This is a genomic window from Segatella copri, from assembly GCF_009495355.1.
Taxonomy (GTDB): domain Bacteria; phylum Bacteroidota; class Bacteroidia; order Bacteroidales; family Bacteroidaceae; genus Prevotella.
This window is the reverse complement of record NZ_VZAD01000061.1, coordinates 96,960-118,414: the sequence shown is the minus strand read 5'-3', so window position 1 is coordinate 118,414 and position 21,455 is coordinate 96,960. Positions and strand designations below refer to the sequence as shown.

General features: G+C 46.9%; 20 protein-coding genes and 1 pseudogene. 11 read left to right on the top strand and 10 right to left on the bottom strand.

All coding sequences use genetic code 11. From position 1 onward, the window contains the following. Window positions 1-85 precede the first annotated feature (85 nt). The 5 genes from ettA (at window position 86) to F7D20_RS07820 (ending at window position 6,736) form a co-directional block, all read left to right on the top strand. Window positions 86-1,783, top strand: coding sequence for an energy-dependent translational throttle protein EttA (ettA, locus tag F7D20_RS07840; protein WP_158463550.1), 1,698 nt, complete (start codon window positions 86-88; stop codon window positions 1,781-1,783). Between the two features lie 27 nt (window positions 1,784-1,810). Beyond that, the gene (locus F7D20_RS07835; RefSeq protein ID WP_158463549.1) at window positions 1,811-2,716 is read left to right on the top strand and encodes a TraB/GumN family protein; all 906 of its coding nucleotides are present in this window, start codon (window positions 1,811-1,813) and stop codon (window positions 2,714-2,716) included. 21 nt (window positions 2,717-2,737) lie between these two features. After that, complete coding sequence (locus F7D20_RS07830; protein WP_158463548.1) at window positions 2,738-4,399, top strand: carboxylesterase/lipase family protein; 1,662 nt, start codon at window positions 2,738-2,740, stop codon at window positions 4,397-4,399. A 33-nt stretch (window positions 4,400-4,432) separates the two neighbouring features. Further along, the gene (locus F7D20_RS07825; protein ID WP_194253522.1) at window positions 4,433-5,656 is read left to right on the top strand and encodes an MFS transporter; all 1,224 of its coding nucleotides are present in this window, start codon (window positions 4,433-4,435) and stop codon (window positions 5,654-5,656) included. 618 nt (window positions 5,657-6,274) lie between these two features. After that, window positions 6,275-6,736 (top strand): copper resistance protein NlpE, encoded by a 462-nt coding sequence (locus F7D20_RS07820; protein ID WP_158463546.1) that lies wholly within the window; start codon window positions 6,275-6,277, stop codon window positions 6,734-6,736. A gap of 13 nt (window positions 6,737-6,749) precedes the next feature. On the opposite strand, the gene F7D20_RS07815 is transcribed toward F7D20_RS07820, so the two are convergent. From F7D20_RS07815 to F7D20_RS07805, 3 genes are read right to left on the bottom strand one after another with little or no spacing between them, the layout of a single operon-like run. Further along, on the bottom strand, window positions 6,750-7,148 hold the full coding sequence (locus F7D20_RS07815; protein WP_022251275.1) for an FKBP-type peptidyl-prolyl cis-trans isomerase: 399 nt from the start codon (window positions 7,146-7,148) through the stop codon (window positions 6,750-6,752). A gap of 13 nt (window positions 7,149-7,161) precedes the next feature. Next, window positions 7,162-7,494 carry a cupin domain-containing protein gene (locus tag F7D20_RS07810; RefSeq protein ID WP_158463545.1) on the bottom strand — a complete coding sequence of 111 codons (333 nt, stop codon included), beginning with the start codon at window positions 7,492-7,494 and terminating at the stop codon, window positions 7,162-7,164. A 43-nt stretch (window positions 7,495-7,537) separates the two neighbouring features. Then, the gene (locus tag F7D20_RS07805) at window positions 7,538-7,885 is read right to left on the bottom strand and encodes a MerR family transcriptional regulator (protein ID WP_158463544.1); all 348 of its coding nucleotides are present in this window, start codon (window positions 7,883-7,885) and stop codon (window positions 7,538-7,540) included. 109 nt (window positions 7,886-7,994) lie between these two features. On the opposite strand from F7D20_RS07805, the gene alaS reads away from it, so the two are divergent. From alaS to F7D20_RS07775, 6 genes and pseudogenes are all read left to right on the top strand, one after another. Next, complete coding sequence (gene alaS, locus F7D20_RS07800) at window positions 7,995-10,658, top strand: alanine--tRNA ligase (RefSeq protein ID WP_158463543.1); 2,664 nt, start codon at window positions 7,995-7,997, stop codon at window positions 10,656-10,658. Between the two features lie 95 nt (window positions 10,659-10,753). Continuing rightward, window positions 10,754-11,713 carry a hypothetical protein gene (locus F7D20_RS07795; RefSeq protein WP_158463542.1) on the top strand — a complete coding sequence of 320 codons (960 nt, stop codon included), beginning with the start codon at window positions 10,754-10,756 and terminating at the stop codon, window positions 11,711-11,713. A gap of 321 nt (window positions 11,714-12,034) precedes the next feature. After that, window positions 12,035-12,352: a type II toxin-antitoxin system RelE/ParE family toxin gene (locus tag F7D20_RS07790; RefSeq protein WP_158463541.1), complete on the top strand. Its 318-nt coding sequence runs from the start codon at window positions 12,035-12,037 to the stop codon at window positions 12,350-12,352. 11 nt (window positions 12,353-12,363) lie between these two features. Further along, window positions 12,364-12,675: a HigA family addiction module antitoxin gene (locus tag F7D20_RS07785; protein ID WP_158463540.1), complete on the top strand. Its 312-nt coding sequence runs from the start codon at window positions 12,364-12,366 to the stop codon at window positions 12,673-12,675. A gap of 27 nt (window positions 12,676-12,702) precedes the next feature. After that, a complete protein-coding gene (locus F7D20_RS07780; RefSeq protein WP_158463539.1) occupies window positions 12,703-13,827 on the top strand; it encodes an AAA family ATPase in 1,125 nt (374 codons plus the stop codon). Window positions 13,828-13,832: 5 nt separating this feature from the next. After that, window positions 13,833-14,096, top strand: a pseudogene (locus F7D20_RS07775) (gamma carbonic anhydrase family protein); the annotation flags it as partial. A 144-nt stretch (window positions 14,097-14,240) separates the two neighbouring features. On the opposite strand, the gene F7D20_RS07770 reads toward F7D20_RS07775, so the two are convergent. The 7 genes from F7D20_RS07770 to F7D20_RS07740 form a co-directional block, all read right to left on the bottom strand. After that, complete coding sequence (locus F7D20_RS07770) at window positions 14,241-15,968, bottom strand: alpha-amylase family glycosyl hydrolase (protein WP_158463579.1); 1,728 nt, start codon at window positions 15,966-15,968, stop codon at window positions 14,241-14,243. Window positions 15,969-16,306: 338 nt separating this feature from the next. Next, window positions 16,307-17,329, bottom strand: a complete 1,023-nt coding sequence (locus F7D20_RS07765; RefSeq protein ID WP_158463538.1) for a helix-turn-helix transcriptional regulator — start codon at window positions 17,327-17,329, stop codon at window positions 16,307-16,309. A 295-nt stretch (window positions 17,330-17,624) separates the two neighbouring features. Beyond that, window positions 17,625-18,098, bottom strand: a complete 474-nt coding sequence (locus tag F7D20_RS07760; RefSeq protein WP_158463537.1) for a DIP1984 family protein — start codon at window positions 18,096-18,098, stop codon at window positions 17,625-17,627. 55 nt (window positions 18,099-18,153) lie between these two features. Next, window positions 18,154-19,062: a hypothetical protein gene (locus F7D20_RS07755; protein ID WP_158463536.1), complete on the bottom strand. Its 909-nt coding sequence runs from the start codon at window positions 19,060-19,062 to the stop codon at window positions 18,154-18,156. Next, entirely contained in the window at window positions 19,031-19,849 is an 819-nt protein-coding gene (locus F7D20_RS07750) for a hypothetical protein (protein ID WP_158463535.1), read from the bottom strand. The genes F7D20_RS07755 and F7D20_RS07750 overlap by 32 nt, the downstream gene beginning before the upstream one ends. Beyond that, complete coding sequence (locus F7D20_RS07745; protein ID WP_158463534.1) at window positions 19,806-20,573, bottom strand: hypothetical protein; 768 nt, start codon at window positions 20,571-20,573, stop codon at window positions 19,806-19,808. Before F7D20_RS07745 ends, F7D20_RS07750 begins: the two co-directional genes overlap by 44 nt. 140 nt (window positions 20,574-20,713) lie before the next feature. Further along, a complete protein-coding gene (locus tag F7D20_RS07740; RefSeq protein ID WP_158463533.1) occupies window positions 20,714-21,370 on the bottom strand; it encodes a hypothetical protein in 657 nt (218 codons plus the stop codon). Window positions 21,371-21,455: the final 85 nt, after the last annotated feature.

The following is a 21,455-nucleotide window of genomic DNA, read 5'->3' as shown; positions in this document are numbered from 1 at the left end:
TTCAACGTTACTTTCTTGCGAAAATTGACTTTTTATTTGTATTTTTGCAAGCAAACAGAAAAGATTAATAAATTATATAATAAACATGGCAACAGTTGACGACAAGAAGATTATCTTCTCTATGGTGGGAGTATCCAAGATTATCCCACAAAATCAGAAACAAATTCTGAAGAACATCTACCTATCGTTCTTCTACGGAGCAAAGATCGGTATCATCGGTTTGAATGGTGCCGGTAAATCTACGTTGATGAAAATCATCGCAGGACTTGAGCAACCTACCCAGGGTGAGGTGGTTTGGAGCCCAGGCTACTCTGTGGGCTACTTGCCTCAGGATCCTCCGCTCGACGAGAACAAGACCGTGAAGGAGAACGTGATGGAGGGTGTGCAGAAAATATACGATGCACTCGCTGAATACGAGGATATTAACAATAAATTCGGACTCGAGGAATACTATGGCGATCCCGACAAGATGGACAAACTGATGCAGCGACAGGCCGAGGTGCAGGACATCATTGATGCTACCGACGCCTGGAACATCGACTCTAAGCTGGAGCGTGCGATGGATGCACTGCACTGTCCTCCCGGCGACTGGCCCGTAACCAACCTCTCGGGTGGTGAGCGCCGTCGTGTGGCTCTCTGCCGTCTGCTGCTGCAGAAGCCTGATGTCCTCCTGCTCGATGAGCCTACCAACCACTTGGATGCTGAGAGTATCGACTGGTTGGAGCAGCACCTGCAGCAATATGAGGGAACAGTCATCGCCGTCACTCACGACCGATACTTCCTCGACGATGTGAGCGAGTGGATATTGGAACTCGACCGTGGCGAGGGAATCCCATGGAAGGGCAACTATTCGTCATGGCTCGACCAAAAGACCAAGCGAATGATACAGGAAGAGAAGACTGCCTCTAAGCGCCGCAAGACGTTGGAGCGCGAGTTGGAATGGGTACGCATGGCACCTAAGGCCCGACAGGCTAAGGGTAAGGCCCGTCTGAACTCCTACGAGCAGATGCTCAACCAGGAGCAGAAGGAACGCGAGGAGAAACTGGAGATCTTCATCCCTAACGGTCCTCGTCTGGGCAATAAGGTGATCGAGGCTCAGCACGTAAAGAAGGCTTTCGGAGAGAAGGTGCTCTTCAATGACCTCAACTTCATGCTTCCTCCTAACGGCATCGTGGGTGTCATCGGTCCTAACGGAGCCGGTAAGACTACCCTCTTCCGCCTCATCATGGGACTGGAGCAGGCCGACGGCGGCAACTTCGAGGTGGGTGAGACCGTGAAGCTTGCCTATGTGGACCAGCAGCACAAGGACATCGATCCTCAGAAGACGGTTTACGAAGTCATCTCGCAGGGCAACGAGACCTTGCGTCTTGGCGGACGTGATGTGAACGCACGAGCCTATATCTCGCGATTCAACTTCTCGGGAACCGATCAGAGCAAGCTCTGCAGTGTGCTTTCGGGTGGTGAGCGCAACCGCCTGCAGTTGGCCTTGGCGCTGAAGCAGGAAGGCAACGTGCTTCTGCTCGATGAGCCTACCAACGATATCGACGTGAATACGCTGCGCGCCTTGGAGGAAGGCCTGGAGGCCTTTGCGGGATGTGCGGTTGTCATCAGTCACGACCGTTGGTTCCTCGACCGTATCTGTACTCACATCCTTGCCTTCGAGGGTAATGGTGAGGTCTTCTTCTTCGAGGGAAGCTACTCGGAGTACGAGATCAACAAGGCCCGCCGTCTTGGCGATACTGAGATCAAGAAGGGTCGCTATCGCAAGTTGATGGAAGAATAAAAATATAAGGATAAAAAATCAGAGAAAATGAAAAAGTTAATGATTATCTCACTGGCTCTTGTATCAATGTTTACAAGCGCCAACGCCCAACTCTTGTATAAGATTTCGGGCAAAGACCTTAAGTCACCATCCTACATCGTAGGAACTTATCATCTGGCACCCGTCAGTTTCGTCAATGCCATAGAGGGTATCCCTGACGCTCTCAACAATACCGAACAGGTATGCGGAGAGCTCGACATGGAAGATATGAAGAAACCAGAGAGTGTACAGAAAATGGCAGTTGCCATGCTGCTCCCTCACGGCAAGACACTCAAGAGCATACTTACCGAAGAAGAGTACACACGACTCAACAAGTTGCTCAAGGACCTGACAAGTGCCGATATGAGCAACCCTATCGTGGAGGCTAAGTTTGGCAACATCACACCGCAGGCTCTCAACACACAGCTCACCCTGCTCATGTCGCTCAAGCATGCCCGTGGCTTTGACCCTACACAGTCGTTCGACGACTACTTCCAGAAGTTTGCCAAGCGCAACCACGAGCCTGTCATCGGTCTTGAAACGGTTGACAAGCAGATAGAGGTGCTCTTCAAGAGTATTCCTCTCGAGCGCCAGAAGCAACTCCTGATGTGCCTCGTCGACAACACGGAATATTACAACATGGTAACGCAACGCCTCAGCGACGCCTACTTCGCTCAGAACATGAAGCAGATAGAAGAGGTGCTCAGCGAGAAGCGCAACGACAGCTGCGACGACACGAAAGAGGAGTATGCCATCATGTTCGACAACCGCAATGCTGACTGGGTGGCAAAAATGCCTGCCATCATGAGCGACAAACCAACCTTCTTTGCCGTAGGTGCCGGTCATCTGCCAGGCGAAAAGGGTGTGCTCAACCTCCTCAAGCTGGCTGGCTACGAGGTAGAGGCGGTGAAATGATTTTTCAAACCAAACAACTATATGAAGAAACTATTTTTATCTCTCGCTTTTCTGCTCCCCATGATGGGAACGATGGCGCAAACCCAGGTAAAGACGGCCGAGGGTATCCTCGAAGGAAAAGACCTCTCGGGCATCAAGGTGTTTAAAGGTGTTCCGTTTGCTGCTCCTCCTGTGGGCAACCTCAGATGGAAGGCTCCGCAGCCAGCAAAGCACTGGGACGGTGTGCGCGAGGCTAAAGAGTATGGACCTAATCCGATGCAGGAACCACTCTTCGGCGATATGAACTTCGGAACCAAGGTGAACAGCGAAGACTGTCTATACCTTAATATATGGACTCCTGCCAAGACGATGAAAGAGCATCTGCCCGTATTGATCTATTTCAATGGCGGAGGACTGATGGCTGGAAGCGGAAGCGAGGCTCGATATGCTGGCGACGCGATGGCGAGAAAGGGCATCATCTCTATCACCGCCAACTATCGCGAGGGTATCTTCGGTTTCTTCGCGCATCCACAACTCTCCAAGGAGACCACCTATAAAGGATCGGGCAACTATGGTTTCATGGACCAGGTGGCTGCCATAAAATGGGTGAAAGACAATATCGAGGCCTTCGGAGGCGACCCCAACCGCATCACAATCGTTGGCGAATCGGCCGGTTCGATGTCGGTAAGTGCCTTGATGGCTTCGCCTCTCTGCCAGGGTCTCTTTGCACAGGCCATGGGTTCCAGCGGCTCGGTCATGGGATTCAAAAAGGTGCTTACCCTGAAGGAAGCTGAGCAGAAGGGGGTGGAAATGGCACAGAATATAGTTGCACAGATGGTCGGTAAGACCGATAAGACAAAGGGAAAGGCAAGCAAGAAGAAAGCCCCTAAGGCTGACATCGACATGCTTCGCAACCTTCCTGCTGAAGAGCTGCTGAAGTTGGCTTCCGTCAAGTCGCTCCCCGTGTACAACATCGACAGATATTTCTTCGTAGAGCAACCAGAAGAGACTTTCGCCAAAGGCAACCAGACCAAGGTGCCTCTGCTCGTGGGCGGCAACAACCAGGAGATGACACCATGGGCTGTACTGATGGGCAAACAGCCTACGGTGGAGAACCTGAAGGCTGGTGCCAAAGCTACTTTCGGCGAAGAGAACATAGATGAGTTGTTCCGTCTTTACGGCATCACTACCGACAAGGATGTGCTGGAGCAACCGGGTGTGAACTTGGCTTCTGACATCTTCCTCGACTATTCCACATGGAAGTGGGGCAACATGCACAAACTGACAAGCGGACAGCCCGTTTACCGTTATCGCTATTGTCATCCCCGTCCTGCCATGGCCATCAAGGGAAAGGTGGCTGCCCTGGCTGGTGGTGTGATAGACGCCAAGGAGGGTGAGGCTCCTGCCCCACAGGACAAGGGTGCCGTACACTCTGCCGATATCGAGTATGCCATGGGCACTCTGCCTACCAACCGTGTTTACAACTGGCAACCTGCCGACTACATGATAAGCGACATCTTCAGCCAGTACTACATCAACTTTGTGAAGACTGGCAACCCCAACGGACTGGGTCTGCCTGAATGGCCTTCCACCAACGGTAAAGCCATCGCTCCTGTGCTACAGATCGACGAGAACACGGTGGTAAAGACCGATGCCCAGATGGAGAAGCGATATGAGTTTATCGACCAACTGTTCTGGAAGTAAAGCGGTCAAATGGTTCTCAAAACCAATATAGAAATGAATATAAAATCAATAGGTAGTAAAATAAAAGGAAACCCCACGAAGATGGAGGGGACGGTATATTCGATACTTATCATTTGTGGCATTTCCCACTTTCTGAATGATATGATTCAGTCGATCATCCCCTCCATCTACCCCATCATCAAGGATAAGTTCGACTTCTCGTTCGCACAAATCGGAATCATCACCCTGATGTTTCAGATGGCGTCATCGATTCTGCAACCCTTTACCGGACTGTATGCCGACAAGCATCCACGTCCCTATGCCCTCTCCGTGGGTATGTGTTTCACACTCATCGGTCTACTGATGCTGGCCTTCTCAGAAAATTATCTGCTGATTCTCCTCTCTGTGAGCATCGTGGGTTTAGGCTCATCCGTGTTCCACCCCACTGCATCACGAGTAGCCCAGTTGGCATCGGGAGGCAGGAAGAGTCTGGCACAGTCCATCTTCCAGGTAGGCGGCAACGGTGGCTCGGCGATAGGTCCTCTCCTTGCAGCCCTCATCATCCTGCCTTTCGGACAGCACGCCATCTCGTGGTTTGCCCTTGCCGCCTTGCTCGCTGCCCTTATCATGATCAGATTAGGGGCATGGTACAAGGCCCGATTGGTGTATGTGGTGACGCATCCGCAGAAAAACGTCACCCTGAACAACGACATCTCGAAGCGGGCGAAATATGGGGCACTGCTCATCCTCGTGCTGCTCATCTTCTCGAAGTATTTCTATACCTCCTGCATCACGAGCTACTTCACCTTCTTCCTAATCGACAAGTTTGGCATCTCGGTACAGACTTCTCAGCTGTGTCTGTTTGTCTTTCTTGCCGCCTTTGCCATTGGTACTGTGGCTGGAGGTATGTTGGGTGATAAGTTTGGGCGCAAGTACGTCATCTGGTTCTCTATCCTCGGTGCGGCACCTTTCGCCCTCATCATGCCCTTCGCCAATCTGTTCTGGACTCTCGTCTGTACCTTCCTTTCGGGATTGATCATTGCCTCGGCTTTCTCGTCTATCGTGGTGTACGCCACTGACCTGATGCCCGACAAGGTGGGTCTCATTGCCGGCATCTTCTTCGGACTGATGTTTGGTTTAGGAGGTTTGGGCTCCGCCTTCTTCGGATGGTTAGCAGACAAGACCAGCATCGAGTTCATTTTCCAGGTAAGCGCCTTCCTGCCTCTGCTCGGCATCATTGCCGGATTCCTGCCTAACACGCAAAAGAAGAGGAAATAAGGGAGAGTTTTTTGGAGGAGTTAAGGGAGTTAAAGGAGTTAAGACAAATGCCTTTGTGGATATGAAATTAAACATTTCAAGTATCGCACGGGGGCAAGCACGGGCTGAAGGCCCAAGCGCATAGCCCAGGGCTGTAATGGACACAAGCAGCACGCCCTGAAAGGGCAGAAGCTCTTAGCCCAGGGCAGCGCCCTGGGTTATTTTGTGCGCAAACCTGTCGCCCTGTAAGGGCAAAAGCTTTAAAAAACACCTAATAAAAAATGAAAATTCTTTGCGATATGTAAAGCTTTTGCCCTTACAGGGCGCCTTGCAGATTGGCATTATACCCAGGGCGATGCCCTGGGCTAAGAGCTTCTGCCCCTTCAGGGCGTGTGGGGTAATTTCAACAGCACAGGAAGGGCGTATTGGGTAATTTCAACCGTACTTCAACATTCCCAAAAACTCCCCAACATTCCCCAAAAAATCTTCAACATTCCCAAAAACTCTCCAACTTCCCAAAAATGTAGGGTGAAAAACTTGCATATAAGAAAATAATCATGTATATTTGCTGCGTGATTATACTAACTCAACTATTGCAAATGGGGAAGTTAGAGAAGTTAAATTAAAAAGCAGTAAAGTATGAAAAAGAAATTGGTATTGACAGCAGCTGTTATCGCTGCTCTATCTGTTGGATCTTGCAATAGCAAGAAGACCAACGCTCCTGAGACCGATCAAGACAGCCTCAGCTATGCAGAAAAAGATTCGCTTGATTCAAACGACTTTGTACTCGACTCTATTGCAGGTACTTACGAGGGAACACTTCCTGCTGCCGACTGTCCTGGCATCAAGACCGTGCTGACCCTCAATGCAGACAGCACCTACCAGTATTCTGCCGACTACATTGACCGTAAAGACGGACACGACGAGGCAAGCGGAATCTACAAACTCCTGTCGCACGGTGTGATAGAAATCACCCGTCCTTCGAGTGGAGAAACTTCTTACTATAAGGTAAGAGATGCTCATAGTCTCATCATGACCGACTCCATCGGTAACGAGCCAGAAGGCGCCATGGCCAAGCACTATGTGCTGACCAAGAAGTAAGAAAAGACAAACGTCAGGCTACACCCAACAGCTCTATCTCGAAAATAAGGGTAGAGCCACCGGGGATGCCTGGCTGTGAGAACTTGCCATACCCCATCTCTGCAGGTATATAGATTTCCCACTTGGCGCCTACCGTCATCTGTTGCATGGCGACAATCCATCCTTCTATCAGTTCGCACAGGCGAAATGCTACAGGAGCTCCACCACGGCTGGAATCAAACTTCTTGCCGTTGATGGTCCATCCCGTATAGTGAGCCGTAACGATGCTTCTTCGGCCTGGTTTGGCACCATCAGGATTGCCTGCTTTCAGCACTTTATAATAGATGCCACGGGGCAAGGCCTGTACGCCTTCCTCGCGAGCCTTCTCTTCTAACCAACGCTTGTTGGCTTCTACGTATTCTCTTTTTGCCATTTTTGGGGGTCGATTAATGATGTTCTGGCACAATGGCAAGATACACCAAGTCGTGGTCGGTGAGGTTCTCCATATAGTGGGCATGGTTCATGGGGCAGTAGTGTACCTGTCCGGCACGTACCTCCTCCACACTGTCATCATAGTGGAATGTAGCCGTTCCGCTTATCACAAACACCACCTCGCAGTTGCCCTCGTGGGTATGCAGTCCTGAGGTAGCTCCCGGACGAAGTGTAGAATACATGATCTTCACCTTGTCGTCCACGAAGTTTCGAGTGTCCAACTTTCCTTTTCCTCCCTTGAAGCCCTCGAGATGAGCCTCAGCAATTTTTTCAAAATCTATTACCATATTTTTATTTGTTGAATTTTAGCCGGGTTCAGAAGTAAAAACCCTACACCAAGGCATCGAGATGTTTTTTCAGCTCTTTCAGCTCATCGCGCACACTGATGAGCGTCTCCAGAACATCTGAAGATTTCTCAGCGCCAGTCCTGTTCTGTGACAGATACTTGCGGGCAGCAGCAATCTTGAGGCCCTTCACCTTGATGAGCGAATAGATGACCTTTACCTGCTCTATGTCCTTCTCGGTATACTGACGAACCTTGTTGGATGTGACCTTGGGTTTGAGGAAAGGAAACTCTTTCTCCCAGTACCTCAGCGTAGACTCGTTGACACCCACTTCCTCGGCCACTTCCTTAATGGAGTAGTACAATTTGACGTTTTTATCTGTTTTCAGAGCCATAATTTGCAACTTTTTATCAAACAATGATTAATTGATTTGCAAATTTAAGCAATTCTTCTTATCTTTGCAAAGAATTTCGGAAAAAAATAAAGATTAATACAAAATAGATATGATGACAGCTAATGAAGTGCGCGAATCCTTCAAGAAATTCTTCGAAGGCAAAGGCCACAAAATTGTTCCATCAGCACCTATGGTTATCAAGGATGACCCTACGCTGATGTTTACAAATGCTGGTATGAACCAGTGGAAAGACATCATCCTCGGTACAAAGGACCCAGGTAAGGATGTACGTCGTGTTGATACTCAGAAATGTCTCCGTGTTAGCGGTAAGCACAACGACCTCGAAGAGGTAGGTCATGATACTTATCACCACACCATGTTCGAGATGCTCGGTAACTGGAGCTTCGGCGATTATTTCAAGGAGGGTGCCATCGATATGGCATGGGAATACCTCACTGAAATACTGAAGCTCAACCCTGAGGACCTCTACGTTACCGTGTTCGAGGGCTGCAAGGAGGAAGGTCTGGAGCGCGACAACGAGGCTGCAGGTTTCTGGGCAAAGCACGTACCTGCCGACCACATCATCAACGGCAACAAGCACGACAACTTCTGGGAGATGGGCGATACGGGTCCTTGCGGTCCTTGCTCAGAGATCCATGTTGACTCTCGTACTCCTGAGGAGAAGGCTCAGGTGCCAGGCCGTGAGTTGGTAAACAAGGACAACCCACAGGTGATTGAGATCTGGAACATCGTGTTCATGCAGTACAACCGCAAGGCTGACGGTTCTCTCGAACCTCTCCCTATGCACGTCATCGATACCGGTATGGGCTTCGAGCGCCTGGTTCGCATGCTGCAGGACAAGCACTCTAACTATGATACAGATATCTTCCAGCCAATCATCAAGGAAATCGAGGCTATCTCTGGCAAGAAGTATGGTTTCACTACTCCTACCGGTGAAAATGGCGAGGGTAAGGATGAGCAGGAGAAGATCGACATCGCCATGCGTGTCTGCGCCGACCACCTGCGTGCCGTAGCCTTCTCTATCGCCGACGGTCAGTTGCCAAGCAACGCCAAGGCTGGTTACGTCATCCGCCGCATCTTGCGCCGTGCCGTACGTTACGCTTACACCTTCCTCGGCCAGAAACAGGCATTCATGTACAAGCTCGTCAATGTATTGGTAGAGCAGATGGGTGCAGCCTTCCCAGAGTTGCCAGCTCAGCAGGAGCTCATCACCCGCGTGATGAAAGAGGAAGAGGATTCATTCCTCCGCACACTGGAGAAGGGTATCAACCTCCTCAATGGTGATATGGACGAGCTCAAGGCTCATGGCGAGACTCAGCTCGACGGCATGAGCGCTTTCCGTCTCTTCGATACCTACGGTTTCCCTCTTGACCTGACAGAGCTCATCTGCCGTGAGAATGGTTACACCGTAGACGCAGCCGGTTTCGACGAGGAGATGAAGAAGCAGAAGGAGCGTGCCCGCAATGCCGCTGCCGTGGAGAACGGCGACTGGGAAGTACTGAAGGAAGGCGACCAGAACTTCGTGGGTTACGACTATACAGAATATGAGTGCCACATCCTGCGCTACCGCAAGGTGACACAGAAGAAGAACAGCTTCTACGAGTTGGTACTCGACAACACTCCATTCTATGGTGAGATGGGTGGACAGGTTGGTGACAAGGGTGTACTCGTCAGCGAGGACGAGACCATCGAGATTATCGACACCAAGCGCGAGAACAACCAGAGCATCCACATCGTGAAGAAACTGCCAAAGAACCTGACTGCCGACTTCATGGCTTGTGTCGATATCGACAGCCGTGAGGGCAGTGCTGCCAACCATACTGCCACCCACCTGCTCGACTACTGTCTGAAGCAGGTACTGGGCGATCACGTAGAGCAGAAGGGTTCTTATGTAGACAAAGACACCTTACGTTTCGACTTCTCTCACTTCCAGAAGGTGACTGATGAGGAGCTTCGCCAGGTAGAGCGCAAGGTGAACGAGATGATTCGTGCCGACTATCCTCTGGACGAGCACCGCGACACTCCTATCGAGGAGGCTAAGGAACTGGGTGCCATCGCCCTCTTCGGCGAGAAGTATGGCGACAAGGTTCGTGTGGTTCGCTTCGGTCCTTCTGCTGAGTTCTGTGGTGGTATTCATGCCAAGAGCACCGGTAAGATCGGTTTCTTCAAGATTATCTCTGAGAGCAGCGTAGCAGCCGGCATCCGCCGTATCGAGGCTTTGACTGGCAAGGCTTGCGAGGAGGCCATCTACGGTTTGCAGGATACCATCGTAGCCTTGAAGGGATTGTTCAACAATGCCAAGGATCTCGAGGGTGTCATCAGAAAGTACATCGACGAGCACGATGCCCTGAAGAAGGACGTTGAGAAGTTCCAGGCTCAGGCTGTGGAGCGTGCCAAGGATAAGCTCGTAGAGAATGCCAAGGAGGTGAACGGTGTGAAGGTTGTCACAGCCGTATTGCCAATGGAGCCAGCAGCTGCCAAGGATTTGGTATTCAAGGTTCGCGAGGCTTTGCCAGAGAACATGATCTGTGTGGTAGGTTCCGTATACAACGACAAGCCAATGCTCAGCGTAATGTTCAGCGATGACATGGTGAAGGATCACGGTTTGAACGCTGGTAAGATGATTCGCGAAGCTGCCAAGTTGATTCAGGGCGGCGGTGGCGGTCAGCCTCACTATGCTCAGGCTGGCGGTAAGAACAAGGACGGCTTGAGCGCAGCAGTAGATAAGGTTGTAGAGTTGGCTCAGCTGTAATATTACATATAATATAAGGTATAAAGACAAAGTAGCAAAATATATAATGTGCTACTTTGTCTTTTATTTTAAGAACCCCAAATATTAGCAACGAAATGAAATTTTTCAAAAGTCCAGCCTTCCGATTAGGCTTAATACTAGTATTTCTAAGTGGAACAACTAATGCCAACGCTCAATTTTTCAAAAAGTTAGGCAAAGCAATTCAAAAAGCAGCAAATACCATTGAAGAAATTACTCAACCAACTAACGAGCCTACAACTCGTACAATGAAAATATACAAACAGCCGGATTCTTTCCAAGCAGACTCTACAAGCAATAAAAAAGAAATTACGGAAGGAACTTTAAATAGATGGAACAATGCTGCCCAAACTGCCTCTCAAATAAATAGTAAACCTGGCAACACTATCACTAACTCTAGCAAAATAGGCGGCAAGTTATTACCAGGACAAAGAATAGCACTAGCCGTTCAACAGAGAGCAGAATACGAGAAACAATTCTACATCAATGATACCATCTATAAAAAGGAACAATTAGGTGAATATAAGACATTTGAACAAATGAAAAAAATATATGCTTTAACTGATAATTCAAAACAAGCATATGCTTTCTTAGTAGAACCTATTCAAATTTTTGCTCCTTGGGGAGGTAAAGATGGATTAGTTAAGATTGCTAATTCGCCAACACTTTACACAACACTCCAAAATCTACTTGCCAAATATAAAGAATGGCAAAAAACAGCAATCAGCAACAATGTTGGAGCATTTGAGAAAAAAATAGACATCGAAATTCCTATAGAAACCATGACTTTTTATAGGGGTAAAGAAATACATGCAGGAAAATGGGATAATAAAAAGTTCACATTTATATATAAAAATGCGACAAAACCTCCTGTTCTAACATGCACCGGAACTTGGAAAGGCATGAATGATGATATTGCTCAATTAACTATTGCATTTAAAAATGAGCAAGAACTCTGTGATTTCATTGCGTTTTTTAATCCAAAAGAATTGAAAAAAATGATAGACTTCCAAAAACAAGGAGGATTATTCCATTAAAGTATTTAATATAAAGATTTTTTAAAAAAAACATCAACTTTCTACATAATGAAGTTGATGTTTTTTTGTTGAAGCAATTACAAAAAGTTGCCGGGAAAAACTAGTAAAAGAACTATCTCTATTATTTCTAAGAAAAAAATAATAATCTAAATTATTTTTTATATCATTGCCAACCTTACAATTGCAGTAAGGGAAGCAAAAAATGACAATTGCTACGTTTTATCATCTCACATAAAAGATAAAAATCCATAAAATATTCGCAAAAATAGCGAACACTAATTATAAAGTATTATCTTTGCAATCAATAAAACATATATAATTATGGAAATAATATTTGAAGAGGATTATCTCCGAGAATTATATTATGAGGGTAAAGCGCATAACAAAAAGTATCGCTTCCAACCTCAAATCATAAAGAAGTACGTTCGAGTTATTGACCTTATGGCATCCTTGAACAGTACAGCTGATTTTTATCGCTACAAAGCTTTACATTACGAAGTTCTTGTGGGTGATAAGAAAGATCGTGAATCTGTTAGAGTCAATGACCAATATAGAATAGAGTTTCATTCTGAAGTTGTTGGCAACGAAAAACAAATCACGATATGTAATATATTAGAATTATCAAACCATTATAAATAAAAAACAGCATTATGTCAAACTTAGGTTTTGGTTTTTACCCAACTCACCCTGGTGAGATTTTGAAAGAAGAATTAGAAGAACGTGGCATTTCGCAAAGAAAATTTGCGGAAAGTATTGGTATGGGATATTCCGTACTCAACGAGATACTGAATGGCAAACGTCCCGTTACCACAACTTCTGCTCTGATGTTTGAGGCTGCATTAGATATTCCTGCAGATTCTCTTCTAAAATTGCAGATGAAATACAATATGCATACTGCTCGAAAAGATAATGCTTTGGTAGAAAAACTTAAGCAGATTCGCAAAGTTGCAGCCATACTGTAAAATATATAATAAGGTATAGATATGGTAATGAAGAATCCTTTTGTCACAAACGGTTACGCTGGTCCGGAATACTTCTGCGACCGTGTGGAAGAAACCCAGCATATCACAGAGATGCTGACCAATGAGAATAACATGGCTCTGATTTCCCCTCGACGCATCGGAAAAACAGAGCTGATTCACCATTGCTTTGCCCAGCCAGTCATCCAAAAAGATTATTATACTTTTATCATAGACATCTATTCAACCAATTCCGTCAGCGATCTGGTCAATATGTTCGGCAAAGCCATTATTGATGAACTTCGCCCTAAAGGCAGAAGCGCTTGGGAGAAATTCCTGATGGCGCTCTCTTCTCTCCGTTCAGAAATCTCTTTCGATATCAACGGGGCTCCAGTTTGGGGAATAGGCATCGGCAACATGGTGAATCCGGAAATTACGCTTGATGAGATATTCGCTTATCTCAACCAAGCCGATAAACCATGCCTTGTTGCTATCGACGAGTTTCAGCAAATCACCAACTATGCCGACAATCGCATAGAGGCATTGCTCCGTACCTACATCCAGCGATGCACCAATGCCCACTTCATCTTCTCGGGTTCTCACCGCCATCTGATGGCAGAAATGTTCACATCTCCTGCCCGCCCATTTTATCAGAGCGTAACGCTGATGAACCTGAAGCCGCTGGATGTGGAGAAATACAAGGAGTTTGCCACAGCCAAGTTCGAGGAACGCAACAAACATCTCGATGCAGCCATTATCGGAGAACTCTTCGCCCGTTTCGGTGGTGTCACTTCATACATCCAGCGAGTAATGAATGTTCTCTTCCTCAAGACTCCCGAACAGGGCACCTGCACTCTGGATATGGTAGATGACGCCATCAACTACAATCTCAACATGGCATCAGACACCTACGAGACCCTTCTACGCCAGATGCCGGAAAAGCAGCGCAATGTCTTCATTGCCATCTCTGCAGAGGGCGAAGCCAGAAGCGTAAAGAGCGGAGCCTTTGCCAAGAAATACCACCTCCCATCACCAAGTTCTGTCAACTCTGCCTTGAAGGGATTGTTGGAAAAAGATTTCATCACCCAGCAGGATGATGCCTACGTGGTATATGACAAGTTCTTCGACTTGTGGTTGAAAAAGTATATGAAATAGTTTGACATGGTGCCATCGTCCACGGAGCCACAGTCAGAAAAGGCGCACTCATCGGAATGAATGCCACTGTACTTGACAAGGCTGACATTGGAGAAGGGGCTATTATTGCTGCAGGTGCAGTAGTTACCCATGGAACCAAGGTTCCTGCACATGAGATTTGGGCGGGTATTCCTGCCAAGAAGGTGAAGACCTGCGCTCCCGGACAAGCCGAGGAGTTTGCCAAGCATTATTCCGGATACATCAAGGACTGGTATCTGAAGGAAGATTGATAGAAAGGTATCTTGGCAAGGAGACTATCATCGTATTAATAGGTTAACGACGTGTAGTAAAAGCTGCATGATGAAGATGATTCGTGACCGTAAAACAAAAATGCGCCCGCACAATACGGACGCATTTCTGTTTTTATAAAAGTTCTATCTTTCCACCTTGAATATGGCGGCACTTATGCCAGAAGCTTTAATCACATCAGTCTTTTTTCCTGATTTATACACAACCTTTCCTGTGGAAAGAACAGAAACTGCCTTACCACCAACGGAGCTGATATTGAGAGAGGCTGCCTTGGCACCAGGATTCACGACAACAACATACTTCTCCTCACCCAAAGTGCGCTCATATACCATCGGATATTCCTGCCCCTTCTGGTTCAGGAGTTTCCAATCACCCTCATTGTCAAGAGCCTTTGCAGAATGACGCAAAGCGGTCAGCTTACGGGTATATGACAACAGAGATTTCTGATCACCCTGCTGAGCCTCAACGGTCAACTTTCCGTTTTCTGTATCTACAGGGAAGTAGAGCTTATCAGGTGCACTCGTAGAGAAGCCGGCATTCTTGCCCTTGGTCCACTGCATCGGAGTGCGGGTACCAGAACGTTCATTGCTACCCTCCTTGTTAGGGAGATTCATCTGATACTTCATACCAATCTCATCACCATAATAGATAAACGGAATACCTGGCATGGTGAGGAAGAAGGTCATCGCCACCTTCAACTGGTCTGGCGTATTGCGGGTACCGATGTTAGGACGCTGGTAATCGTGGTTGGCAGATGGAACAGCGATGTAGCCGAGATTCTTGGTGGCATTGTATGCCTTGGTATAGTTCTCGCTAAACTCCTTAAGCGAACCCTTGCCCTGCTTGTCGAAATAGCAGTTCTGGTAACTCTGCTCCCACTTGCCCCATGGAGTCTTGCGGTCGAAGAACAGAGAGGCATAGCCCTTGAGACCGAAATGGATGTAGAAATCGATGTTGAAGCCAGCAGGAATGGCTTGCTGCGGATTAGCCCACTCTGAAATCAAGACGGTCTCTGGATAATACTTATCCTTCCAAGCACGCATCTCCTTCCAAAGCTTGGAAACCTCCGTCTTGTCAGGGTCGTTCTTGACAAGCGATGACGCCATATCTACACGAAAGCCATCCACACCCTTATCAAACCAGAAAGCCATGATGTTACGTATTTCCCTGCGGACAGCCTGTGGTCCTGGAGCATCTACGCCCTGCTCCCAAGGATGATTTGGATCTGGATGAGCAAAACCATAGTTCAAGGCAGGCTGGCACTCGAAGAAATTCTTCTCATAATACTTGGCACGAGGAGCATTAGCCTCCACATATCTTCCTCGGGTACTAGACTCCGGACTTGCTTCCTGATGACGGGCTTCTATTTCTTTCTTCTCACTCTCAGGGATATCATTCATCCAGATATAATAGTCGCTGTAACGCTGGTTAGGATCTTTCTCGGAAGACTCCTTAAACCAGGCACACTTGGTGCTGGAATGTCCTGCCACCAAGTCGAGACAAACCTTGATGCCACGCTTATGGGCCTCATTGACCAATGTAACCAAATCGGTATTGGTACCGAATCGAGGATCCACCTTGTAGAAATCGATGACATCATAGCCACCATCAAACCATCCCGACTCAAAGATTGGATTGAGCCAGAGGGCGTTCACACCCAGAGACTTGATGTAATCCAACTTGGAAGTGATACCCGGCAGATCGCCAATACCGTTGCCATCAGTATCCATATAGGAAGATGGATAAATCTGATAGAAAAGTGCATCACTCAACCAAGCCGGTCCCTTCTTCTGTTCTGCCTGAACAGAAAGTGTGGTTGCCGCCAAAGCTGCAACCAACAGCATTTTATTCATTCTTTTCATAAGCAACATTATTTATTCAAAAAAACTTTCTTTCATAATAACTCAAAATTCTGCATTTTATTGTGCAAGAATGCTAATATCAGAAAATACATCGACGAGCACGATGCCCAGAAGAAGGACGTTGAGAACCGCTATGACATCCACGGCAAACGTATCTTTGAAACCAACGATAAGTTTTATTTTGTGTCGCTTTGTCTGTCCTACAGAATCGCTCTTGAAATACAGCCAATATTCTATTTTAAACTCAAGTTTCGCAAGCGGTTTAAGTACGGGCTGAAGGCCCAAAAGCTCTTAGCCCCTTGAATTTTCCATTTTCCAGGAGAGAAACATTAAGCCTTTATTCCTTCCCCATTCAGGCATTCGCCCGTCTCATAACTCTTCGTCATATCCTTTAAGATACCAATCATATCCTTCCTCAAGCTCTCAGGCTTCAGTACGATGATATTTCTGCCATGCCATAACAGTTCCTGAAGGAAATCACGGCTGGGGCGAACGGTGAGGGTATATTCCCGATACATTCCGTCTTTCGACTCCTTTACTTTCTGCTGACTCTCGTGCAGTGGAACCTCCTCGATATAATTGTATTCCGGATAGAAGGCACGGATGCGGATCTTCTCCACTGGTACATCTTCCATCCGATAGATGCCAAAGCAATCTTCATAATAATTCTCTGGAGTCAGGAACTTCTTCATCTTTGCCGACAACGGATGCTTCTCGCAAATAAGCTTCAGAAAACTGATGCGGTCGAAAGGAAGACAGCGAACGAGTTTTCTCACATCTTCCTCTGCATTCAAATCAGCATCTCCATCAACCTCAGCACTTGAATTGGCTTTCCCTTCAGACGCCGAACGTTGTTTCTTCACTCCCACAACATACCATCTCTGCTTGTAGTATCTCACGAAAGCCGGTTGCAGCACGATATCGCTCTCTGCTCCGAAACCCGAAACATACTTAAACTTCAGCAGATATTGCTTATCTATCGCTGCAAGAATATCATCCAGATATTCCGTGTTGTATGGCGGTGTATCGAGCATCACCTTATTGTGATACTTCAGCATATCACCTAACGAAGCCAGCCGCAGGGAACTCAGCATCCATTCCGTCACATCATCATTAGCGATCGGATCACGCTTCAGATAATACCGATAGCCGTCGCTCTTGTTGCATTCCACAGTAATGCCAAACTGCGACTGGATATTTTCACGATAACGATGAAAGGTACGTTTGTCCAGCTCATCCTCATCCTGATTAGCGTTGGCATCACGCCACTCATTAGCAATCTCCTCAAAGGTAAGATGCTTACGATCCAAGAGGCCTATCAGCCAACTATAGAATTTTACACGATTGTCCATAATCTCTAAATATCTAATGAAAATTTAAAAGAAATGCCTAAAAAGAGGAGAAAAGATAGCCAACAAAATGGTAATGCTAAATGCTGGCGTTTCTGACTTTTGTCATATACCAATGCGCGATACACTTGTGCCCGATGCTTGAAATGAACTGTGAACAAACTCGTCTCTTTGCATGAAACACATGAATTTTTAATAATGCTAACACAGACCTATTGCCTGATGTCAGCCTCTTGCTGCCTCTATCTTTTCTCCGAAAGTTTTAATCTACTCAATGAAAATTTCAATCCTCGCTCCATTATCGGGGCAAGTCTTGCAAATCTACCAAATCTACAGTCCAGTTCAAACTCTGAATTTTCAGGTCGAGCTCCCGATACTGCTTGGCATAGGTATCAGCCTCCTTACGAAGAGCCTTTATATCTATGGTTCTAACATATTTCAGTTCGTTTCTGCCAAAGCGAGTATCGTTGGCAGCAACGTAGTTCACCACCTCTTTCAATGCCTTGACACGCATCGACAAGACGTCTCTCTTGGCTATCAATCGAGTCAAGGAGTCTCCGTCCTGAACTATCTGAACGTTGGTGATGTTGATGCGATAAATCAAGTCTTCCAACTGGACGAGTACGTCATCCAGTTCCTTGTACAGTTCCTCTACGTTATCGCAGGGTTCATCGCCCTCCTGCACTTTGGCGCTTTCCTTGATACGTTCTTTCAGTTGACCCACTCTCTTCTGCAAGTCGGCTCTGATGCTCAATGCTTCTGCTAACTTCATAATCTTATATTTTTTATATATGACGTTAAACTTCTTGTTTTATTATGTCAAGGTATCAGCCTTTTTGTGTTCTACCCAAGCAAGGCACATCCTCAGGCCAATGAGGGTCGGTTTCATTTCCATCATCAGCATAACGAATATCTCGCTGTTCGGATATATTGCGGTCGTATTTCAGTTCCACTCTCACCGTGAAGTCATCCATACGAAGAATATCTGGCAGGCACCAAGGCTCATGAGTATGCAAGGCATGCATCGCATAACAGATACACAAATGGTCGTACGCCTTGTTGTGCAGATAGCTTTCCGCCCACGACGTGCCATCGTCGAGCGTATCAGTCAACTCTCTCAACGTATCCTCTTCGTTGCCGAAAAAGTTGGCAGACGCACCATTCACGATGGTATCCATCTTGCAATGTCCTGTACTGAGCAACTCATCTGTCAGATGAATCATATAGTCGAAGTCGGAACCGTAATAGTCATCATTCTCCAGATGCAAGACCGAGTCTTTGTCAGCATACTCGAATCGAAGCGTACTGTCCAAGTCGTAGCAGAAACGGTCGTCCACCTTGTATGGCGAACGGTAGAGCGTAAGCCAAAGGTTACGGCACTGCTCAAAACACTCTAAGGTGAGCTTGTAGAGTTTGTCGTTCAACTTGCTCAATCGTTCCACCTCGGCAGCAGTAGGATGAAGCATCATCTCGTCGAGCGTCACCTCACGAAGCCCAAGCAAGTCGTCCAAGAGCTCTCGCTCCGACTCACTGAAGTTTCTGAAGAAATAGTCAGGATTGTTCTCTTCCCGATTCACCACCTTCTTGATACGACGTTCCACCTCTTGCACGATGGCACGCTTATCCTCTATCGTAGACTTTTCTCTTATAAAGTCTACAAATTTGAAGTTAGGATCAGCATTATAGCTACGGTCGTTCTCTACATCATCTATCAGTTTCATCCATTCCTTTTCCATTTACTTCCTCTTTAAAGATTACGTTTCCTTTTTTCCATTGATACACCTCTCGCTCATATCTCAAGCTGACATCCGTCCAAAAATCATCCATACGGAGGATGTCTGGCAAAGAGTAATGCTCATGACTATGGAGCGAGTGAAGGAGATGGCAGATGCAAAATTTGTCGAAAGCCTGATTGTCGAGATAATCCAAATTCCAGTTGGTACCATCATCAGCCACTAGAGGTTCATACGAATACCGCCCACTATCCCTAAAATTGCAATGAAAATGGAGCATATACTCGAAGTCTGAGCCATAATAGTCATCATTATCCATCTTGAGGACGGAATCCTCATCATTCCAACTGAAATCAACGTGCTCCTCCACATCATAATAATCCTCGTTTGCCATCAAGCTCGGTGAGTGCAACAAAGACTTCCAGAGGTTGCGACCTTGCGCAAAGGCATCCTTCGACAGTTCATGAAGTTTATCGTTCTGATGTCCCAAACGCTCGATTTCTTCCTCTGTAGGATTTAACATCATCACATTGAGAATCTTTACCCGAGTACTCCAAAGGGAATCAAGCACCTCCCGCTCCTGTTCACTGAACTTACGGAAGCGGAAACTCTTGTCCGCATCATAACGGGCAATCATCTTGATGCGACGCTCTACTTCTTGTACAACTCTGCGCTTATCATCGTCCGACGCTTCGCCCACATAATCCATCAAAGCGAAGAAAGCCTCCGTTTCAAACGGATCTTTCTCAATTGTATCGATAAGTTGAATCCAGTTTTCCTTCATCTTCACCTACGATTTCACCATTACTAACTTCTATTATCTTATCATCGCCAAAGCTTCCTCCCCGTATCTTGTAGGGAGAGTTTCGCTTCAACGTCTTCTCCAAATACTCCAAGTCTTTGGGACGGAGTTGAGTGAGAGCGAAATCCACCTCATTCAGCTGCGACTGATTGCTCAGGGCGAGATGCTGAAGATTGTGACACATGAAGATGTCCAAGCGACGCAACTTGTCGTTCTTGCTCAAATTCAAAGATACCAAGTCCTTTGCTCCATCAATATGCAACTCCTCCAAGAGCGGATTGGCAGAGAAATCCAACTTCTCGTTTCTTATCTCGTGGAAGTCGATGAACTCCAGCAAAGGATTCTTGCTCACGTCGAGTTTCTCCTCGCCATACCCAGAATAGCCCAAGATACGCAAGTTAGGACATTCCGTGAGAATCACATCAAAGGTTTTCACCTCGAACATGCCACATCCATCAAATCCGATAATGGCATCTTCCTCTTCCGAACAGATGGTAATGGTGTAGTACATGCCCTTCTCAGGATAGGAATGACCAGCCTCCACCCAAGCCAACTTTTCGGAAGCAGGTTTCTGTTTACCTGTCACGACCTGTACCTTTCCATCGCCCCAAGCGATTCTTGCCTTGCTGCCTTTCTTCAGCATCAAGTGCAAGCCTACGGTCTCCCCCATTGTCCAGTCCAAAGTCTGGATATTGATTGTAATCTGTGCCATAATTCCTTGTTTTTAATGTTTACGTCGGCAAAGATAATGCAAACGAGCGCAATGAAAGCTTGCTTTCAAATTGCCGAGTGCAGCTTATCTTATGCAAAATTACAGGTCAGGTGTGTCAAATCGTGGCGCAAGCGAGAAAATTATCTCAAAAATCTTTGTATCACCTTGTACCAATAGTCCCAGGAATAGCCTACGGAAGGATGATTCACCACAAGAGCCTTAACATGCTTGCCACCAGGCATCATGTAGAAGCCATTAGGCACCCAAGTGCCTTCCACTTCCATGTCATTGCAATCCACCCAGTGAACATCAGAAACTTGCTCTTGGCGCCAGTGACCGCCAGGTAAATTGTTCCAAAGCCTCTTACCCCATACAATGATGTACTGAGGCTGATACTTTTCGATGACCTCAAAGAAAGCCTTGCCTGCCTGGTGATATTGTTCGGCTGTGCCAGCCTCGCGAGGACCACCCATCGCCACTTGCAGATAGTTGAAGAAGATGACCGAGTTCCAAATCTTCAGCCTCATCGCTTGATTGGTCTCCTCACCCACTAACGAACGCTCAAACTTCAGGAAAGTCCGCATCCAGTTCTGCCGTTCCTTGTTCTCATTGAGATAATCCCCAAGCACCTGCTGCGTAAAGTTCATACACTCCCGATGTAGCTGGCAGTCGCCACAATCCGTACAATTCTCATCACAATAATGACTCTCGCCCAATATCATGATTCGCTTGCCGAATATCCCTCCGTTGACATAATCCTTGCCAACGAAAGGTTGAAAGAAAATATTACTATTCATAGGCTATTTGTCAGTTTTATTCCTCTCATCGATGCTTTTCCATATCTTTCGATAAAAAGTCTTTTTCAAGCCAAACAATCCCCCA

What these genes read in the sequence shown, in the direction of transcription:
- F7D20_RS07815 (WP_022251275.1), bottom strand. Translation starts at nt 7,148, where the DNA reads ATGGCAAAAAGAGAATACGTAGAAGCCAACAAGCGTTGGTTAGAAGAG.
- F7D20_RS07745 (WP_158463534.1), bottom strand. Translation starts at nt 20,573, where the DNA reads ATGGCACAGATTACAATCAATATCCAGACTTTGGACTGGACAATGGGG.
- F7D20_RS07760 (WP_158463537.1), bottom strand. Translation starts at nt 18,098, where the DNA reads ATGAAGTTAGCAGAAGCATTGAGCATCAGAGCCGACTTGCAGAAGAGA.
- F7D20_RS07755 (WP_158463536.1), bottom strand. Translation starts at nt 19,062, where the DNA reads ATGGAAAAGGAATGGATGAAACTGATAGATGATGTAGAGAACGACCGT.
- F7D20_RS07820 (WP_158463546.1), top strand. Translation starts at nt 6,275, where the DNA reads ATGAAAAAGAAATTGGTATTGACAGCAGCTGTTATCGCTGCTCTATCT.
- F7D20_RS07835 (WP_158463549.1), top strand. Translation starts at nt 1,811, where the DNA reads ATGAAAAAGTTAATGATTATCTCACTGGCTCTTGTATCAATGTTTACA.
- F7D20_RS07780 (WP_158463539.1), top strand. Translation starts at nt 12,703, where the DNA reads ATGAAGAATCCTTTTGTCACAAACGGTTACGCTGGTCCGGAATACTTC.
- F7D20_RS07795 (WP_158463542.1), top strand. Translation starts at nt 10,754, where the DNA reads ATGAAATTTTTCAAAAGTCCAGCCTTCCGATTAGGCTTAATACTAGTA.
- F7D20_RS07785 (WP_158463540.1), top strand. Translation starts at nt 12,364, where the DNA reads ATGTCAAACTTAGGTTTTGGTTTTTACCCAACTCACCCTGGTGAGATT.
- F7D20_RS07805 (WP_158463544.1), bottom strand. Translation starts at nt 7,885, where the DNA reads ATGGCTCTGAAAACAGATAAAAACGTCAAATTGTACTACTCCATTAAG.
- F7D20_RS07770 (WP_158463579.1), bottom strand. Translation starts at nt 15,968, where the DNA reads ATGAATAAAATGCTGTTGGTTGCAGCTTTGGCGGCAACCACACTTTCT.
- F7D20_RS07810 (WP_158463545.1), bottom strand. Translation starts at nt 7,494, where the DNA reads ATGGTAATAGATTTTGAAAAAATTGCTGAGGCTCATCTCGAGGGCTTC.
- ettA (WP_158463550.1), top strand. Translation starts at nt 86, where the DNA reads ATGGCAACAGTTGACGACAAGAAGATTATCTTCTCTATGGTGGGAGTA.
- F7D20_RS07765 (WP_158463538.1), bottom strand. Translation starts at nt 17,329, where the DNA reads ATGGACAATCGTGTAAAATTCTATAGTTGGCTGATAGGCCTCTTGGAT.
- F7D20_RS07790 (WP_158463541.1), top strand. Translation starts at nt 12,035, where the DNA reads ATGGAAATAATATTTGAAGAGGATTATCTCCGAGAATTATATTATGAG.
- alaS (WP_158463543.1), top strand. Translation starts at nt 7,995, where the DNA reads ATGATGACAGCTAATGAAGTGCGCGAATCCTTCAAGAAATTCTTCGAA.
- F7D20_RS07830 (WP_158463548.1), top strand. Translation starts at nt 2,738, where the DNA reads ATGAAGAAACTATTTTTATCTCTCGCTTTTCTGCTCCCCATGATGGGA.
- F7D20_RS07740 (WP_158463533.1), bottom strand. Translation starts at nt 21,370, where the DNA reads ATGAATAGTAATATTTTCTTTCAACCTTTCGTTGGCAAGGATTATGTC.
- F7D20_RS07825 (WP_194253522.1), top strand. Translation starts at nt 4,433, where the DNA reads ATGAATATAAAATCAATAGGTAGTAAAATAAAAGGAAACCCCACGAAG.